The 17,272-nt window shown below is 72.4% G+C and carries 15 protein-coding genes, 1 tRNA gene, 1 pseudogene and 2 riboswitches; of the genes and pseudogenes, 8 read left to right on the top strand and 9 right to left on the bottom strand.

From position 1 onward, the window contains the following. Positions 1 to 8: 8 nt before the first annotated feature. From AYO52_RS05420 to AYO52_RS05430, 3 genes are all read left to right on the top strand, one after another. Positions 9 to 902 (top strand): nitrite reductase, encoded by an 894-nt coding sequence (locus AYO52_RS05420; protein WP_082923798.1) that lies wholly within the window; start codon positions 9 to 11, stop codon positions 900 to 902. A gap of 20 nt (positions 903 to 922) precedes the next feature. Then, a riboswitch (cobalamin riboswitch) is annotated at positions 923 to 997 on the top strand. A 73-nt stretch (positions 998 to 1,070) separates the two neighbouring features. Continuing rightward, entirely contained in the window at positions 1,071 to 1,736 is a 666-nt protein-coding gene (locus AYO52_RS05425; protein ID WP_067714261.1) for a precorrin-8X methylmutase, read from the top strand. Beyond that, positions 1,733 to 3,286 (top strand): precorrin-2 C(20)-methyltransferase, encoded by a 1,554-nt coding sequence (locus tag AYO52_RS05430; RefSeq protein ID WP_067714264.1) that lies wholly within the window; start codon positions 1,733 to 1,735, stop codon positions 3,284 to 3,286. Before AYO52_RS05425 ends, AYO52_RS05430 begins: the two co-directional genes overlap by 4 nt. Positions 3,287 to 3,694: 408 nt before the next feature. Here AYO52_RS05430 and AYO52_RS05435 read toward each other — a convergent pair whose 3' ends face one another. The 3 genes from AYO52_RS05435 to AYO52_RS05445 form a co-directional block, all read right to left on the bottom strand. Further along, positions 3,695 to 4,474 (bottom strand): SDR family NAD(P)-dependent oxidoreductase, encoded by a 780-nt coding sequence (locus AYO52_RS05435; protein ID WP_067714267.1) that lies wholly within the window; start codon positions 4,472 to 4,474, stop codon positions 3,695 to 3,697. Positions 4,475 to 5,088: 614 nt separating this feature from the next. Further along, on the bottom strand, positions 5,089 to 5,871 hold the full coding sequence (locus AYO52_RS05440) for a cobalt-precorrin-4/precorrin-4 C(11)-methyltransferase (RefSeq protein WP_067714270.1): 783 nt from the start codon (positions 5,869 to 5,871) through the stop codon (positions 5,089 to 5,091). Then, on the bottom strand, positions 5,868 to 7,112 hold the full coding sequence (locus AYO52_RS05445) for a bifunctional cobalt-precorrin-7 (C(5))-methyltransferase/cobalt-precorrin-6B (C(15))-methyltransferase (protein WP_067714272.1): 1,245 nt from the start codon (positions 7,110 to 7,112) through the stop codon (positions 5,868 to 5,870). Before AYO52_RS05445 ends, AYO52_RS05440 begins: the two co-directional genes overlap by 4 nt. Before the next feature lie 75 nt (positions 7,113 to 7,187). Continuing rightward, a riboswitch (cobalamin riboswitch) is annotated at positions 7,188 to 7,375 on the top strand. Between the two features lie 21 nt (positions 7,376 to 7,396). On the opposite strand from AYO52_RS05445, the gene AYO52_RS05450 reads away from it, so the two are divergent. From AYO52_RS05450 to AYO52_RS05460, 3 genes are read left to right on the top strand one after another with little or no spacing between them, the layout of a single operon-like run. After that, positions 7,397 to 9,631 carry a magnesium chelatase subunit D family protein gene (locus AYO52_RS05450; RefSeq protein WP_067714275.1) on the top strand — a complete coding sequence of 745 codons (2,235 nt, stop codon included), beginning with the start codon at positions 7,397 to 7,399 and terminating at the stop codon, positions 9,629 to 9,631. Next, complete coding sequence (gene cobO, locus AYO52_RS05455; protein WP_067714278.1) at positions 9,631 to 10,245, top strand: cob(I)yrinic acid a,c-diamide adenosyltransferase; 615 nt, start codon at positions 9,631 to 9,633, stop codon at positions 10,243 to 10,245. The genes AYO52_RS05450 and cobO overlap by 1 nt, the downstream gene beginning before the upstream one ends. Further along, entirely contained in the window at positions 10,239 to 11,747 is a 1,509-nt protein-coding gene (locus AYO52_RS05460) for a cobyrinate a,c-diamide synthase (protein WP_067714281.1), read from the top strand. Before cobO ends, AYO52_RS05460 begins: the two co-directional genes overlap by 7 nt. 51 nt (positions 11,748 to 11,798) lie before the next feature. Here the strand turns inward: AYO52_RS05460 and AYO52_RS05465 are convergent, their stop codons facing one another. From AYO52_RS05465 to AYO52_RS05490, 6 genes are all read right to left on the bottom strand, one after another. After that, positions 11,799 to 12,065 carry a type II toxin-antitoxin system RelE/ParE family toxin gene (locus AYO52_RS05465; protein ID WP_067714284.1) on the bottom strand — a complete coding sequence of 89 codons (267 nt, stop codon included), beginning with the start codon at positions 12,063 to 12,065 and terminating at the stop codon, positions 11,799 to 11,801. A gap of 8 nt (positions 12,066 to 12,073) precedes the next feature. Then, the gene (locus AYO52_RS05470; RefSeq protein ID WP_067714339.1) at positions 12,074 to 12,340 is read right to left on the bottom strand and encodes a type II toxin-antitoxin system Phd/YefM family antitoxin; all 267 of its coding nucleotides are present in this window, start codon (positions 12,338 to 12,340) and stop codon (positions 12,074 to 12,076) included. 39 nt (positions 12,341 to 12,379) lie between these two features. Next, on the bottom strand, positions 12,380 to 13,120 hold the full coding sequence (locus AYO52_RS05475; RefSeq protein WP_067714287.1) for a cobalt-precorrin-6A reductase: 741 nt from the start codon (positions 13,118 to 13,120) through the stop codon (positions 12,380 to 12,382). After that, on the bottom strand, positions 13,117 to 14,667 hold the full coding sequence (locus AYO52_RS05480; RefSeq protein WP_067714290.1) for a cobyric acid synthase: 1,551 nt from the start codon (positions 14,665 to 14,667) through the stop codon (positions 13,117 to 13,119). Before AYO52_RS05480 ends, AYO52_RS05475 begins: the two co-directional genes overlap by 4 nt. A 108-nt stretch (positions 14,668 to 14,775) precedes the next feature. Beyond that, a tRNA-Ile gene (locus AYO52_RS05485) sits at positions 14,776 to 14,852 on the bottom strand. A gap of 52 nt (positions 14,853 to 14,904) precedes the next feature. Beyond that, positions 14,905 to 16,293 (bottom strand): carboxylesterase/lipase family protein, encoded by a 1,389-nt coding sequence (locus AYO52_RS05490; RefSeq protein ID WP_067714293.1) that lies wholly within the window; start codon positions 16,291 to 16,293, stop codon positions 14,905 to 14,907. Between the two features lie 59 nt (positions 16,294 to 16,352). Between AYO52_RS05490 and AYO52_RS05495 the strand changes: the two genes are divergently transcribed. Both AYO52_RS05495 and AYO52_RS05500 read left to right on the top strand, forming a co-directional pair. Then, the gene (locus AYO52_RS05495; protein WP_067714296.1) at positions 16,353 to 16,775 is read left to right on the top strand and encodes a nuclear transport factor 2 family protein; all 423 of its coding nucleotides are present in this window, start codon (positions 16,353 to 16,355) and stop codon (positions 16,773 to 16,775) included. Positions 16,776 to 16,824: 49 nt separating this feature from the next. Beyond that, positions 16,825 to 17,170 (top strand): annotated as a pseudogene (locus tag AYO52_RS05500) (dihydrofolate reductase family protein); the annotation flags it as partial. Positions 17,171 to 17,272: the final 102 nt, after the last annotated feature.

A 17,272-nucleotide genomic window follows, 5' to 3' on the forward strand; every position in this document is an offset into this window, starting at 1 on the left:
TGGCCCCCGTGAGCATCAGCGAACCCACCCGCCGGACCCGTAGCGACCTGTGCCCGGGCGTCCTGCGGCCGTGGCCGGCCTCCGACGGCGCCCTGGTCCGGCTGCGCGTGCCGGGCGGCCGCGTGTCACCGGCGGCCCTGTCCGCCCTGCACGGGGTCGCCGTGAGATATGGCGACGACGACAACGTGCACGTGACCACGCGCGCGAACCTGCAGCTGCGGGCTCTGCCGATCGGTCCGGACGGGCAGCTGCCCGGCGAGGTGGTGGCGGCGATCGCGGAGACGGGCCTGCTCCCCGCGCCCGGGCACGAGCTGGTGCGCAACGTCCTCGTCTCGCCGCTGACGGGCCTGGGCGAGTCGTTCGGCGGGCAGGCCCGGGGCCGCGCGGACCTGCGGCCGGTGACCACGGCCCTGGACGACAGACTGTTGGCCGATCCCGCGCTCGGCGGCTTGCCGGGCCGGTTCTTGTTCGTCCTGGACGACGGCCGCGGGGACCTACTCGAGCGCTCCTGCGACCTGGGCCTGGTCGCCCTGGATGCCGACACCGCGCAGTTGCGCGTGGGTGACCGCTGGTCCGAGGTGGTGCCACTGGTCGACGCCGCCGAGCGGCTGGTCGAGCTGGCCCGCGAGTTCGTCGACGCCCGCGGCGTCGGGCCGGACGCCCCGTGGCACGTGCGGGAACTGCCAACCCCCCTCTTCGAGGCCCGCCCCGCGGACGGCCGACTGCCGAGCCCGGCCCCGGCGCTGCCGTACGGGCCGGTCGCGGGTTCGGCGGAGCCGATCGAGCACGTCGAGGCGCCGGACGGGATCCTCGACCGCGACCTCATCGCCCGGCTCACCGGCGGCGACGTCGCCGAGCTCATCGTGACCCCGTGGCGCGGGGTGCTGGCCGTCCGCGAGTAGGCTGCGGGCTGTCCCACGGCGAGGAACCCGGTGCAAGTCCGGGGCGGTTCCGCCACTGTGAGGCCCGTCGAGCCGATGGGCCCAGCCAGATACTCACCGGGGATCAGCGCGCTCCCACCGCGTCGCTGCGACTTCTCACACCGGGGCGAGAACCCCGAGGAGGACCCCATGAGTGCTGCCCTGAGGCCGCCGCGTCGCTACGACTACGTCGACGACGGGCCCGCCATCTACGTCGACTCCTTCGCGACCATCCGCCGCGAGACCGACCTGTCCCGCGTTCCGGCGGACGCCGAGAGACTCGCCGTCCGGATGGTGCACGGCACTGGTCAGACCGACCTGACCCGTGACCTGCAGGTACACCCCGGCCTGGTCAGCGCGGCGAGGTCGGCGCTCGACGCCGGCGCGCCGATCCTCTGCGACGCCCACATGGTCGCCTCCGGGATCACCCGGGCTCGGCTCCCCCGCGACAACGACGTGGTGTGCACCCTGTCCGATCCCGGCGTTCGCGACCTGGCCGCGCGGATGGGCACCACCCGATCCGCCGCCGCACTGGCGTTGTGGGGCGACCGCCTCGACGGCGCCGTCGTCGCGATCGGCAACGCCCCCACCGCCCTGTTCCACCTGCTGGAGATGATCCTCGACGGTGCTCCCCGACCCGCCGCGATCGTCGGCTGCCCGGTGGGTTTCATCGGAGCCGCCGAGTCCAAGGCCGCGCTCGCCGCGTTCGCCGACGACCACGGCATCGACATCCCCTTCGTCACCGTGCACGGCCGGCGCGGCGGGTCCGCGATGACCGCCTCTGCTGTCAACGCCCTGGCCCAGGAGGCGGAGTGACCGGCCGTCTGTACGGCGTCGGCGTGGGACCGGGCGATCCCGAGTTGCTCACGCTCAAGGCCGCCCGGCTCATCGGCGCGGCCGACGTCGTGGCTTTTCACGCTGGGCGCGGCAAGGAATCCAACGCGCGTCGCATCGCCGCCGAGCTCATCCCTTCCGGCGCGATCGAGGAGCGACTGGAGTATCCGGTAACCACGGGCGTCACCGACCACCCGGGCGGGTACGCGGGCGCGATCGCGGACTTCTACGAGCGCAGCGCGCAGCGACTGGCCGAGCACCTGGCCGCCGGCCGGGACGTGGTCCTGCTCTCGGAGGGAGACCCGCTGTTCTACGGCTCCTTCATGTACATGCACGACAAGCTCGCCGCTCGATTCGAGACCGAGATCGTGCCCGGCATTCCCGCGTTCGCCGCTGCCACCGCCGCGGCCGCCACTCCCCTGGTCAGACAGACTGACGTCCTCACCGTCCTGCCCGGCACCCTGCCCGAGCCCGAGCTCGCGCGGCGGCTGGCCGACACCGACGGCGCGATCATCATGAAACTCGGCCGGAACTTCCCGGCCGTGCGCCGGGCGCTCGAGGCGGCCGGTCGGCTCGAGGGCGCGGTCTATGTGGAGCGCGCGTCGACCGACGCGGAGGCACATCACCCGGTCAGCGAGGTCGACCCGGACTCCGTGCCGTACTTCTCGCTCATCGTCGTCCCCGGCGACTCTCAGCACTCCGACCCCACCGGCCGCCGGCCCGCGCAGCTCGCTGCACCCGGGGAGCCCTCCCCGGGGCGTACCGCCGGCTCGGCCGAGGAGCAGTCCTCTGCATCGCGCGGCGTGGTGCACGTCGTCGGCCTGGGCCCGGGCCCGGCAGAGTGGCTGACCCCGGAGGCCTCGCGGATCCTGTCCGAGGTCGACCACGTGGTGGGGTACGCCCCGTACGTCGACCGCGTCCCGCAGCGGGCGGGCTTGCGCAGACACTGCTCCGGCAACACCGTCGAGGTCGACCGGGCGGCACTCGCCCTGGAGTTGGCCGGCGCGGGCGAGCAAGTGGCCGTGGTCTCCGGCGGCGACGCGGGCGTGTTCGGCATGGCCTCGGCGGTCTTCGAAGCCGCGGAGGATCCGCGCTTCACCGGCATCGACGTCCACGTCGCTCCCGGGGTCTCCGCTGTACAGGCGGTGGCCGCGCGGGCGGGCGCTCCCATCGGTGCGGACTTTGCCGTGGTGAGCCTGTCGGACCGGCTCAAGCCGTGGGACGTGATCGACCAGCGGCTGGACGCGATCGCCGCCGCGGATCTGATCCTGGCGGTCTACAACCCCGCCTCCCGCTCGCGCACCCACCAGGTCTCCGACGCCCGCGAGGTGATCCTGCGTCACCGTTGCCCGACCACGCCCGTCGTGGTGGGCCGTGACGTGGGCCGAGCCGAGGAATCGTTGACCGTCACCACCCTCGGCGAACTCCACTGTGGGTCGATCGACATGAAGTGCCTGCTCATCGTGGGCGCTTCCGGGACGCGGATCACGGACTCCGGCCGGGTGTGGAGCCCCCGGTTCGTGCGGGCATGAGCACCGGTCCCGGCCCCGGCGACGATCGCGCGGTCGATGTCGAGGCATTGTGGCGCGTTCTGGCGACGCGCGCCGGGACCATCGGCACTTCCACCGCACCCCGGTTCCGCGCGAAACCATCGAGCGGCTCCTAGGGTCTTCGCCGTGGCGCCGAGCGTCGGGCTGAGCCAACCATGGCACGTCACGAGCTTCGTCGATCCCGACCACTTCTCCGGGAGCGTTCCGCTGCCGGAGGACGCCCGTCCCCTGGCATACCACTGTTTGGGGACCCCGCTCTGGAGCTCGAGGAGCCGCTGCTGCAGACCGTCGACTGGGTCTAGTGGCCGGCGGGAATTGACGGCCCGGCGGAGACCCACGACCAGCATTGCTGTTGAGATGCACCCGGCATACGGGTCAGCCGTCAGCCCTCTACGGATGGAAGTACGAGGCTCCGTTGAGGTCGAGTACGGCGCCCGAGGACCAGACCGCCTCGGGGGAGGCAAGGTAGAGCACGGCGTGTGCCACCTCTTCCGGGGTGGCAACGCGACCGAAGGGGCTCTGTGCGCGCAGCCCATCGCCGTCCGGGCCAGCCAGTGTTGTCGCCTGGCGTTCGGTGGCTACGACGCCCGGCGCCACCGACGAGACCGAGATTCCGTACGGGGCAAGCGTCGCGGCGATTGACTGCCCGAACGCGTGGAGTGCGGCTTTGCTGGCCGCATAGGCCGGGTGCTCGGGCTCGCCCTTGAACGCGCCGCGCGACCCGATGTTCACCACGGCGCCAGAACCGGCGCCTTCACGGAGCTGCTGCGCGAACGCCCAGGTGACGTGGGCGGCTCCCAGGAGATTGACCGACAGCATCTGCTCCCAACGATCCGTCCAGTCCTCGAACGTTGCGTCTGCGATCGGATGAGCGTTGAACGGGCTCGGAGCGATACCTGCGTTGTTGATCAGCACGTCCACCCCTCCCAGCTCGCTCAGAACCTTCTGCACGAGGGCTCGGCACTGGTGCGGGTCACTGATGTCGGCGTTCACCATGACGTGCCCCTCGCCATCAAGGGACTCGAGCGTACGTCGAGCTTCCTCGGGACGCGATGCGTAGTGAACAGCCACGATATCCCCGAGCCGGGCAAACGCCTGTGCCACGGCACGGCCAATACCCTGGGTGGCGCCGGTGACCAGCACCCGCCGTCCGGACGCGGGCACGGTCATGTCCGCTGCCCACAGTCGGTGCGCTGCGACTCGATTGCAGACCCTGCGCCACCGGAGATCAGCCGGTGCTGCTGGACGCAGGAGCTCAAGCGGACGCAGGCGGTAAGGCCAAGGGTCCCGATGAGCCGTTCATCATTGTCGCGAGGCGTCATGCCTGTTGAGATTACGCGTGCGCCCTCGAGACGGGCGGCTGTATTTGCGTCCCGCGCCACGGGCAGCCCATCAGGCCTTATCCACTTCGTAAAAACGGACATGCGGTGGGGATCTCCGGACCAGGTTCGGCGACCAATCCCGTCGCCTCACTATTACGGGCATGCGCGACAGCGGCCGACTTGAACCCAAGTAGCCAGAGCCCGCAAGAACCATCGCTGTAGGGACGTTCTTCTCTACTTCATCAAGGTCGCCGAACTTGGAGCCCGCCAAGCCTCACCGTAGCCACTGTCACCTGCGATGTGGCGCTGGAGTATGTCGTCGGGCCCGATCCATCTCAGGTGATTGGAACAATGGCCGAGAAGCGTCACTCCGTAATTTCCGCAGCTCACACCCCCGCGCGATGTGCCGATAATGTTGGGTTATGTGAAATTCCCTGGTCAGCGCTCGGGCGCTGGCCGCGTTCAATCCCCTCCGAGCGTATCGGCGACACTCCGCCGCTTCGACTCTCGCTCCGGGCTCGACGCGTACAGCCACGACTCCGCCTCCCCCGGCCGCTCGAGCGCGCGGCCGACCAGGATCACCGCGGCCTGGCGCAGGCCGGCGGACTCGACCGCGTCCGCGATGTCGGCGAGCGTGCCGCGCAGCTCCACGCGGTGCGGGCGGCTCGCGCTGGCCACCACCGCCACCGGGCAGTCGGCACCGTGCGTGGGCACCAGACGCTCGGCCAGCTCACGGATCCGAGTGATCGCCAGGTGCAACACAAGCGTCGCGCCGGTGGCGGCGAAATTCTCCAACGACTCAGTCGACGGCATCGCCGTCGACCGCGCCTGAACGCGGGTGAGCACCACCGACTGCACAACCTCGGGAACCGTGAGCTCCACACCCAGCTCGGCGGCGGCCGCGGCATAGGCCGGAACACCAGGAACCACGTCCCACGGCACGCTGGCCGCGTCGAGGCGGCGAGTCTGCTCGGCGAGAGCCGAGTACAGCGACGGGTCACCCGAACACAGCCGGACCACCTCGAGCCCATCGGCGTGAGCGGCGACGATCTCGCCGATGATCCCGTCCAGGTCCAGATGCTGGGTGTCCACCAGCCGGGCCTCGGGTCGGCAGTGGTCGAGCACACCGTCGTCGAGATACGTCCCCGCGTACAGGCAGACGTCGGCGGCGGCAAGCGCCGCAGCCGCGCGCAGCGTCAGCAGGTCGGCGGCGCCGGGGCCGGCTCCCACGAAGTGAACGGTCACGAGCTCTCCCCTGTTTCCGAAGTATCAGCCGCAGCGACGAAGGGCTTCACGGCCGCCCACTGCACCACCGCACGGGCGGGGGCCCAGCCGGTGAACCGGCCGATCGAGTCCGCGTGCTCGACCTGGATCCTTGTCAGCTCCCCGCCGAATACGGCGCGGGTGTCGATGAGCGCGCGTTCGGTCTCCAGCGTCACCGCGTGCGCGACCAGCCGGCCGCCCGGGCGAAGTGCGTCCCAGCACTGTCGCAGCAGGCCAGGGGCAGTACCGCCCCCACCGATGAACACCGCGTCCGGCCGCGGCAGACCGTCCAGAGCCTTGGGCGCCCGTCCGTGGACGACCTCCAACGAGGGCACCCCGAGGGCGGCCGCGTTGCGCCTGATCCGGGCCGCCCGCTCGGAGTTCGCCTCCACCGCGGTCGCCCGACACGACGGGTGCGCGCGCATCCACTCGATGCCCACCGACCCGGCGCCAGCACCCACGTCCCACAAGTGCTCACCGGGGGCCGGCGCGAGCCGGGAGAGGGCAGAGGCTCGCAGGTCGCGGCGGGTGAGCTGGCCGTCGTTCTGGAAGGCGTCGTCGGGCAATCCCGGCGCCAGCCCGAGCGGCCGGGCGGACGCGTCGGCCACGCACTCGATGGCCAACACGTGTAGGGCGGGGGCCTCGTGATCGACAGCCCAGTCGCGCGCCGGGCAGCTGAAGCGCGCTTCCGACGGGCCCCCGAGATCGGACAGAACGGTCATCGCGCTCCCCCCGAAGCCGGCGCCGTCAAGTAGCGCTGCGACCTCTCCCGGCGTGTGCCGGTCCGCCGAGAGCACCAGCAGACGTCGCCCCGGTGCCAGTTCACGACCGAGCGCGCGGTGGTCGCGCAGCACCGCCACGGACTCGGCCGGCCACCGCATCCGGGCGCGGGCCAGAGCGACCGAGGACACCGCCGGGAGCACCTCGACCGCGTCCGCGCCGAGCAGGTCGATCAGGGTGGTGCCGATCCCGGCGACCAGCGGATCGCCCGAGGCCAGGGCTACGGTCGATCGCCCGCGGAACTGCGCGAGCAGCTCCGGCAACCCATCCCGCAGCGGCCGCGGCCACGGCACTCGTTCGGCCGTCACATCGCCCGGAACCATCGCCAGATGACGCTCCCCGCCGAGCACCACATCGGCGCGCAGGACGGCGCGACGGCGGGCCTCGTCGAGCCCCGCCCACCCGTCGCCGCCGATGCCGACGACCACCACCCGTGCGTTCATGACGCGGAACCCTACCGCGACACCTGAGGCGCCCCGGGACAGGCCGTTGGGCTAGCCTCGGGACCACACAACCGAACAGACCCCACAGCACGAGGTGCCCCACGACCCGCCCCAGGCGGGGCGGAGGGGAGAATCAGGGAAGCCGGTGAGAATCCGGCACAGGGCCCGCTACGGTAACCCGGCCTCTCAGACGATCGCGCCCCGCGCGCACGTCCGAGATGAGCCGGGAAGTCCGGAGACCGGCCTCGCGCTGACCAGCCTGGCAGACGAGAGCGGGAGCCCCCATGCCACTGCACTACCCCTTCAGCGCTGTCGTCGGTTCCGACGACATGACGCTGGCCCTCACCCTGACCGCGGTGTCCCCGGCGGTCGGCGGCGTGTTGATCCGCGGTGAGAAGGGCACGGCCAAGTCCACGATGGTCCGCGCCCTCACCGGGATCCTGCCGGAGGTCGAGGTCGTCACCGGCGACCGCTTCTCCTCCGCACCCGACGACCGCGGCTCCGAGACCCCGGACGGACGTATCCCCCACGACGCGCCCACCGAGCGGCGGCCGGTCCGCCTGGTCGAGCTGCCCATCGGGGTGTCCGAGGACCGCATCACCGGATCACTACACCTGGAGAGTGCGCTCGCCGATGGCGTGACGGTGTTCCAACCGGGCCTGCTCGCCCGCGCGCACCGCGGACTCCTCTACGTGGACGAGGTCAACCTGCTCCACGACCACGTGGTGGACCTGCTGCTCGACGCCGCCGCGATGGGCCGGGTGACCGTGGAGCGCGACGGCATCTCGGTGGAGCACGCCGCGCGCTTCGTGCTGATCGGCACCATGAACCCCGAGGAGGGTGAGCTCCGGCCCCAGTTGCTGGACCGCTTCGGCCTCACCGTGGAGGTGGCCGCGCCCCGGGACCCGGAGCTGCGCGCCGAGGTGGTGCGCCGCCGGATCGTGTTCGAGGCCGACCCGGCGGGATTCGTCGCCGACCACGCCGCCGACGAGGCCGCCGTGCGCGAACGGATCGCCGCCGCGCGGCGCGTGCTCGACCGGGTGACGCTGACCCCCTGGGCGCTGTCCACCATCGCCCGGGTGTGCGCGGGCTTCGACGTGGACGGCATGCGCGCCGACATCGTCACCGCCCGCACCGCCGCCGCCCACGCCGCATGGCAGGGCCGGACCCGGATCACCCGCGAGGACATCCGCGTCGCCGCGCGCATGGCACTGCCCCACCGCCGCCGTCGTGCCCCGTTCGATGCGCCGGGCCTCGACGAGGTCCTGTTGGAGCGGCTCCTGGGCGACGACGACGAGCCCGATCCCGACCCTCGAGACGAGACCGCGCCGGCCGACGACGCCGAACAGTCGGAGTCCGCAGACGAGTCCGCGTCGGCAGACACCTCGGATGCAGAGTCGACCCCGGCGCGGGCGTCGGCCGAGGACGCCGGGCACGAGCACGCACCCGAGCAGACCGAGCAGACCGAGGACAGCCCCGGAGCTGGCGACGACTCCGGCACCGCGGGCACCGACCAGGCGGACGGCCAATCGGACGACGACGCCGACGGCCGAGCCGACGAGCAGCCCGGCGGACACGCCGCGGAGGACACCCCCGGCGACGCCTCGCGGTCCGACGCTCCCGGGCCCACCCCGCCCGAGCCAGGCACGGTCACCGCGGCCGCAGCGCCGTACCGCACCCGCCTGCTCGCCGTCGCCGGCACCGGCCAGGGCGCTGCCGGCCGCCGATCGAGGGCCCTCACCACCAGCGGCCGCCGCATCGGCGCGGGCGCGTTCACCGGGTCCGACCTGCACCTGCCCGCCACGATCCGGTCCGCCGCGCCGCAGCAATCCGCCCGGGGTCGCGGAGCCGGTCCAGACGGCGGCCGACTCCGGCTGGCTGCCGAGGACCTGCGCTCGTCCGTCCGCGAGGGCCGCGAGTCCAACCTGGTTCTGTTCTGCGTGGACGCCTCCGGCTCCATGGCCGCTCGCACCCGGATGGAGCAGGTCAAGACCGCGATCCTCTCCCTGCTTCTGGACGCCTACCGCCGCCGCGACAAGGTGGGACTGGTGACCTTCCGCGGGTCCGCGGCCCACGTGGCCCTGCCGCCCACGTCGTCGGTCGACATCGCGGCCACCCGCCTCGCGGAACTCCCGGCGGGCGGCCGGACCCCACTGGCGGAGGGACTGCTCACCGCCGCCGAAGTCCTGCGCATCGAAGGCGTCCGCGATCCGCGGCGGCGGGCCCTCCTCGTCGTCGTCACCGACGGCCGCGCCACCCACGGCCCGGACGCCCTCGCCAGGTCCCGCACCGCGGCGACCGGGCTGGCCTCCCTCGGCGTGGCGTCGGTGGTGGTGGACTGCGAGACCGGCCGCTTCCGGATGGGCCTGGCCTCCGAGCTCGCCGGGCACCTGGGCGCTGAGCACGTGCCGTTGGGCGAGGTCACCGCCGAGGGACTCACCGACGCGGTCGGCGTTCACACAGCCCGCGCGCGCACCGCCCGCCCGCACGCCGCCGGCCCCCGGAACGAGGTGGCCTGATGCCCAAGGGACAGCCGGAGATCGTGCCCGACGACGGGCTCAGCACCCGGCAACGCCGCAACCGGCCGCTGGTCATGGTCCACACCGGGCCCGGCAAGGGGAAGTCCACCGCCGCGTTCGGCCTGGCGATGCGCGCCTGGAACCAGGGCTGGGACATCGGGGTGTTCCAGTTCGTCAAGTCCGCCAAGTGGCGCATCGGCGAGCAGACCGTCATGGAACGCCTCGCCCGCCTGCACGACGAGACCGGCGAGGGCGGGCCGGTCGAGTGGCACAAGATGGGCTCGGGGTGGTCGTGGTCGCGCAAGGACGGCACCGAGGACGACCACGCCGCCGACGCCGCCGAAGGCTGGGCCGAGATCAAGCGCCGACTGGCCGACGAGCGGCACGACCTCTATCTGCTCGACGAGTTCACCTATCCCATGAAGTGGGGCTGGGTGGACGTCGACGACGTGGTCGCCACCCTCGCCAGCCGCCCCGGACGGCAGCACGTGGTGATCACCGGCCGGGACGCCGACCCCCGGCTGCTCGAGGTCGCCGACCTGGTCACCGAGATGACCAAGGTCAAGCACCCGATGGACGCCGGGCAGAAGGGTCAGCGGGGCATCGAATGGTGACCGCGCTGCCGCGGATCGTCGTGGCCGCGCCGGCGTCGGGGCACGGCAAGACCACCGTCGCGACCGGCCTCATGGCCGCGCTGCGCCGCACCGGGCTGGAGGTGTCCGGCCACAAGGTGGGCCCCGACTACATCGACCCCGGCTATCACGCCCTGGCCACTGGGCGTCCGGGCCGCAACCTCGACCCGCACCTGGTGGGTGAGGAGCGGATCGTGCCGCTGCTTCTGCACGGTGCCGGCGCGGGTGGGGGCGCGGGCGGGGCCGGGATCGATGCGGGGCGGCCCGCCGACGTCGCGGTGATCGAGGGCGTCATGGGCCTGTACGACGGGCACATCGGCGGCGACGGGTTCGCCTCCACCGCTCACGTCGCCGCGCTCACCGGGACCCCCGTCGTGCTGGTCGTGGACATCTCCCACGCCTCGCGCAGCATCGCCGCGGTGGTGCTGGGGATGGCCTCCTTCGACCCGGCTGTGCGGATCGCCGGGGTGGTGCTCAACAAGGCCGGCTCGGTCCGCCACTCCGACGAGGTCCGACGCGCGCTGGCGCCCCTCGGCATCCCGGTGCTGGGTGTCCTCCAGCGCGACGACGACGTCACCGCCCCCTCCCGCCATCTCGGCCTGGTCCCCGCCGCCGAACGCCCGGAGGCCGCGCGCTCGCTCGACCACCTGGCCGGGAAGGTGGCGGCGTCGATCGACCTCGAGGCGGTCATGCGCATCGCGCGTGAGGCGCCGCCGCTGGCGGGCGAGGGTTGGTCGGCGCGCGTGGCGTTGGGTGGTGACCGAGCCCACGAGGTCGACGACGACGAGGGCCGCCCGCTCATCGCCGTGGCCGGTGGCCGGGCCTTCACGTTCCGCTATGCCGAGACGGTCGAGTTGCTCGAGGCGACCGGCTGCTCGGTCGTGCCGTTCGACCCGCTGTCCGACGAGGCACTGCCCGACACCGCCGCGGGGATCTACCTCGGGGGCGGGTTCCCCGAGGTGCACGCCGCGGACCTCGCCGCCAACGCGCCGATGCTGGGGGCGCTGCGCGCGGCGACGACGGCCGGGACGCCGACCGTCGCCGAGTGCGCGGGCCTGCTCTACCTCTGTCGCACCCTCGACGGTGTCCCCATGGTCGGTGCCGTTGACGCCGACGCGGCCATGGCCCCGCGGCTCACGCTGGCCTACCGCCGCTCGACCGCGGTCGCCGACAGTGTCCTTGCGACCGCCGGCACCGAGGTCACCGGCCACGAGTTCCACCGCACGGCCGTCAACCCGCCCGCCGGCGCGGCGGGCGCGGCGGGCTCTCACGCGGGCGTGCCCAGCACGGACGGGCCGGGCGCGGCTCCCGCCTGGACCAGCAGCGCCGGACCAGAGGGGTTCGTTAGCGGGTCGGTCCACGCGTCGTACCTGCACACGCACTGGGCCGGGCATCCGGCGCTCGCGGCCCGGTTCGCGGCGCAGGCTCGGCAGTTCGCCCGGTTAGCGGACCGCGGAATGGGCACGGCCGCCGAGTTGGTCTGACTTCGCGACGACGAGCGCGCTATCCGACGACACCAGCCGCTCAGACCGCGCTCACCGATACACATCCCGTCTGTGCTCGACCCAGAGAACGAAGACCTCTCTGGCGTCGTCGTCGATCCGATACAGGATGCGATAGGTCCCGCGACGTGCGGAGTACACCCCGGTCAGCTCCCTCCGCAGTTCAATTCCCACTCGCCGTGGGTTCGCGATCAGTGGCCCGGTGAGGAATTCGACAACCGCCGCGGCGATATTCTCCGGAAGGCCCCGCTGGATCGCCCGAGCCGCGGGTGGGGCGACGACGAGCTCGTAGCCCTCCACCGCGCGGCCTACTGGCGGAGGGCCCGGACGGCATCGACGCCGCGCACGACATCTCCGCGCGCCCTCGCCGCATCGGCCTCCCGGATATCCGCCAACGCTGACGGGTCGGAGAGGACATCAAGCGTCTCCTCGAGAGCGGCGAGATCGTCCGGGCTCATGACCACGGCCACCGGGCGTCCGTTCTTGGTCACGGTGACGCGCTCGTGGTGCTTGGAGACACGGTCGACCACGTCGCTGAAATTGGCCCGGACATCACGGAGCGGCTCGGTAGACATGTACACAATTGTGCCACGCTTTGCGCGTGGGCGACATCCTCAATCCAGGCTGCGGGCCCACTCCGCAGCGGCAGTCGCGCCGTCCACTACCTGCACGCCCGGCGCGGGTCCGGGCCGCCGCACCACCACGACCGGAACGCCGAGCTCGCCGGCCACCGCCATCTTCGACCACGTGTGACCGCCGCCCGAGTCCTTGGTGACCAGCACGTCCACGCCGTGGTCGGCGAAGAGTTCGCGCTCACCCTCCACCGAGTAGGGGCCGCGGTTCGGCAGCAGTCGCCACGACGCGGGCAGCTCCACCTCGGGCGGGTCCACCACCCTGACCAGCGCGTGGTGCTCGGCGAGGGGGCCGACGAACCTGTCCAGTGACTGCCGGCCGATCGTGAGGAACGGCCGCCGGCCCAGGCGGGACGCGGTAGCGGCGGCCTCGTCGTGGTCGTCGACCCAGTGCCAGCCGCCTGAACCGGGGGCGGCGGCCCACCCCGGTCGCTCGAGGCGCAGCAGCGGGACCTCTGCGGCCGCGCAGGCGGCAGCGGCATTGGCCGAGATGCCGGCGGCAAAGGGGTGGGTGGCGTCCACGACCGCGGTCACGCCGGCCTCCGTGAGGTGCCGCCGGAGCCCGTCGATGCCGCCGAACCCACCGACGCGCACCTCCCCCACCGGCAACCGCGGCCGCGCGACCCGGCCCGCCAGCGACGAGCAGAACCGCAGGCCGTGCTCCTGCAGCAAGACGGCGAGGTCGCGGGCCTCGGCGGTCCCGCCCAGGATCAGCACGCTCACCGGTCCGCCCCCGGCGGCAGCAGCGGCAGTTCCGGAGCACCCGAGCGGGCCAGCTCGAGAAGCGCGTCCAGGTCGAGGTGCTCCTCGGCGAGATCCGCCAGTAGGTCGAGCCGCGCCTCGCGGGCCTGCGTGAAGCTCACTGATGACGCCGGGCGCTCACGCCCCGCGCCGCCGGAGCCGCCGACGACCTCGGCCAGCAGCGCCGACCGAAAGCCGTCCGATTCGAGGGTTCCGTGCCACATGGTGCCGAACACGCGGCCCCGCCGGGCTCCGCCGGGGAACTCCTCGTCGTCGTCGACCCGCTCGCGCCCGCCGCCGACGCTCACCCTCCCGTGGTGGATCTCGTACCCGCCCACGTCCTGGCCCAGCGCGCGTCCGGTGGGCAGCCGCAGCACCTTCTCCGCGCCGAAGCGCGTGGTGATGGGGAGCAGTTCGAGGCCGGTCACGCGCGTGCCGGGCTCGCCCTCGATGCCGTCCGGGTCGGAAATCTCCCCGCCGAGCATCTGGAAGCCGCCGCAGATCCCCAGCACCGCGCCGCCGCGCTCGACGTGCGAGGTGAGCGCACGGTCGAGGCCCCGGGCACGGAGCCAGGCGAGGTCGTCGAGGGTGGCGCGGGTCCCGGGGACGACGACGAGGTCCGCCCCCGCGAGGTCGCGGGGCTCCGTGACGTACTCCAGCTCCACGTCCGCCTCCAGGCCGAGGGCGTCGACGTCGGTGAAGTTGCTGATGCGCGGCAGACGGATCACGGCCACGCGCAGGGTGGCGGTGGCGTGAGCGGCGCGGGGACCCACCGCGAGGGCGTCCTCCGAGTCCAGCCACAGGTCGGGATTCCAGGGCAGCACCCCGTGGACCGGGCGGCCGGTGAGGTCCTCGAGCTGGCGCAACCCGGGCGCCAGGAGCGTGGGGTCGCCGCGGAACTTGTTGATGACGAACCCGGCGACCAGCCGCTGATCGGCGGGCTCGAGCAGCGCGACCGTGCCGTAGAGGGCGGCGAAAACGCCTCCGCGGTCGATGTCCCCCACCACGACGACGGGCATGTCCGCGTGACGGGCCAGCCCCATGTTGACGTAGTCGCTCGAGCGCAGGTTGATCTCGGTGGGGCTGCCGGCTCCCTCGCAGATGACGAGCTCGTGGCGGGAGGCGAGGTCGGAGTAGGCGGCGAACGCGGCGTCGGCCAGGTGGGCCCGTCCGTCGACGAAGTCGCGGGAGGACACCGACCCGGCCGGCTGTCCCATCACCACCACGTGGCTACGCCGGTCTCCGCCGGGCTTGAGGAGCACCGGGTTCATCGCGGGCTCCGGGGCCACGCCCGCGGCCAGGGCCTGGATCCATTGCGCGCGCCCGATCTCGGCGGTGCCGTCCGGGCCTGTGCTGTGCGGACCTGTGCGGCGAGGAGCGGCGACCACCATCGAGTTGTTGGACATGTTCTGGGCCTTGAACGGGGCCACGTCGATGCCGCGGCGGGCGAACGCCCGGCACAGTGCGGTGGTCACGACGCTCTTACCCGAATCCGAGGTCGTACCGGCGACGAGCAGGGAGGCGACCATGAGATCGATCGTAGTCGGGCGCTCCGGGCCCGCCTGACCGGGCCGACCCGCGTCCGAGGTGGGGTCGCGGCGTGGTTGTGGGGCCAGCTGTGGTGATGAGTCGAGCGATGGTGGGGCCAGCGGGGCTCGAACCCGCGACCAGCGGATTATGAGTCCGCGGCTCTAACCAACTGAGCTATAGCCCCCCGCACGCGCCGGGTACGTCACCGGCACGCGCGGCGCAATCGTAGCAAGGCGTCAGGAGCCGCCGGCGGGCCACCAGACCGCGCGGACGTCGGCCAGTCCGTCCTCGACGACAGCGGGAGGGTCATCCCACACCTGCACGCGCCTCCCGGGGGCCTCGTAGGGCGGGGACCCCGGGTCTCCGGAGCGGACGAAGTCGACCCACGACCGGTGCATCGCGTCGACGAGCTCCGGCGACGCATCCGCTCCGAGGTAGGCCCGCACATTCGCGGCTTCCGGGACCGCCCAGAAGAACGGCAGGTCCGCGCAGTGGACGGCGCCGCGGCCCTCGGACCAGCGGAAGTCGTACACCCAGGTGGGCGCGCCGGCGGCCACCCGGGTCTCGGCCGCCCGCACGACGGTCGAGTGGATGGTCGCGGCGTCGACCACCGCCCCCACCGCCCGCCGCAGCGACTTGCCCGCCGACTGCCTGGCCAGCGCGCGCAGTCCGGTGGTGGGCAGCTCCTGGGACCGCAGGATCATCGCGGCACCCGGCACCAGCGCCGGCCCGGGGAGGGCCCGGACGACCCCCTCGAACTCCGTGGCCGTGGAGCCGATGAGCAGGGGCAGGGCGAGCCCGGGACCGCTCCCGATGCCCTCCAGGGGCGGGACCGGGACCGTGTCGTCGCCGACCGTCGGGCGGAACGGCATGAGGAAGGGATTGTCCTTGCGCAGGCGCCGGTGGAACTCGTCGACGGCGCCCCGGCCGCCGGCTGCCAGCTCCGCGGCGGTCGTGCCCTTGGGGGCCTGCGCGGCAGGCGATCGCAGGACCGCCGGCGACGAGGCGATCCCCCGGTGGAACAGGCCGGCCGCCAACGGCGAGGCGAGCAGGCAGAGCACCGCCCCGCCGCCCGCCGACTGACCCGACACCGTGACCTGCCCGGGGTCACCGCCGAACGCCGCGATCTCGTCGCGGACCCACTCCAGGGCCATGATCCAGTCCCGCACCCCGCGGTTGTCCGGGGCGTCGGGGAACGCGGTGAACCCCTCGACGCCCAGGCGGTAGCCCACCGAGACCACGACGATCCCGGCGCGCGCGAAGGCGGTCCCGTCGAACCAGGGCTGGTGCGATGACCCGGACTCCCAGCCGCCGCCGTGGATCCACACCAGCACCGGGTGGCCCGCGCCCTCGGTGGGGGCCCACACGTCGACGTGCAGGATGTCCGTGCCGGCGACGATCGGCTCGGGGATCGCCGGGTCGGGGTCGAAGCGCAGCCGCTGCGCTGTGGCGGCCGGCCGGGTCGCGTCACGGACGCCCGGCCACGGTTCGCGGCGGACCGGGGCGGCGAACCGCAGGTCGCCGACGGGGTCCTCGGCGTACGGAATGCCGTAGTAGCGGACCACATCCCCCAGATCGGTGCCCTTGACGCGGCCGGTGGACAGCGCGATCTCGACGTCGGTCATGGCGGCCAGATTAGCCAGGACAGCTGAGATCCCCCGGCGATCCCTGCTACCAAGAGGAGATGACAAGTGATAGGGACCTGATCATCGAGCGTCTGGCCGACGTGGCCTCCGCGTTGGACTCACGTGACTGGGACGGGCTGGGCGAGCTGTTCACCGAGTCCGCCACCGGGTACGGCGCGACCGGTCGGCAGGCGATCATCGAGAGGGTCAGGGAGCACCTCGGGGGCTGCGGACCGTCCCAGCACCTGTTGGGCAACCATCGGGTCCAGCTCGCCTTCCACGGAGACGAGGACCGGGCACGAAGCCTCACGTACGCGCGTGTCCTCCACCTCGGTGCCGGGGACCAGTCCGATCTGTCCTACGAGTGCTTCGGCGAGTATTCGGATCTGTGGACCCGGACGCCGGAGGGCTGGCGGATCGACTCGAGGAGGTTCCACATCAGCTTCGACCGAGGCGATTTCCGGACACTCCAACCCGGCTGACCTCCGGACGCCTCCCATGGGAGGCGTCCACGATCTAGGAGGCAACACCATGACCGCCACCTACACGTTTGACGTCTTCGCCAGCCTCGACGGCTTCGGGTCGTACAACGACAACGGTGATTGGGGCGGCTACTGACGATTCCGGCGTGTTCGACCCCTGGGTCACCCAGATGACCACGCTGCTGACCACGGTGGTGTCAACGACGCTGGATGGTCCCCTCGACTGGCCGGACGCGGCCATCGTCAGCGGAGACGCCGTCGAGGTGGTCGCTCGCTTGAAGCAGCAATCCGACGTGTCGTTGCGCTCGCACGGCAGCTTGTCGATGAACCGGGCGCTGATGGCCGCCGGTCTGGTCGATCGGGTGCAGGCGACAGTGTTTCCCTGGCGCAGTGGGTGGGTACCAGGTTGGGATGAGTGATCGAAGATGATCGAACACTTGTGCTAGTGAGCCGGTGCGGGTATTGTCGAATATAGGTTCGATGTCGGTGGCGGAGGG

Origin of the sequence: Dietzia sp. 111N12-1, assembly GCF_001658045.1 — a bacterium.
Classification (GTDB): Bacteria; Actinomycetota; Actinomycetes; order Mycobacteriales; family Mycobacteriaceae; genus Dietzia; species Dietzia kunjamensis.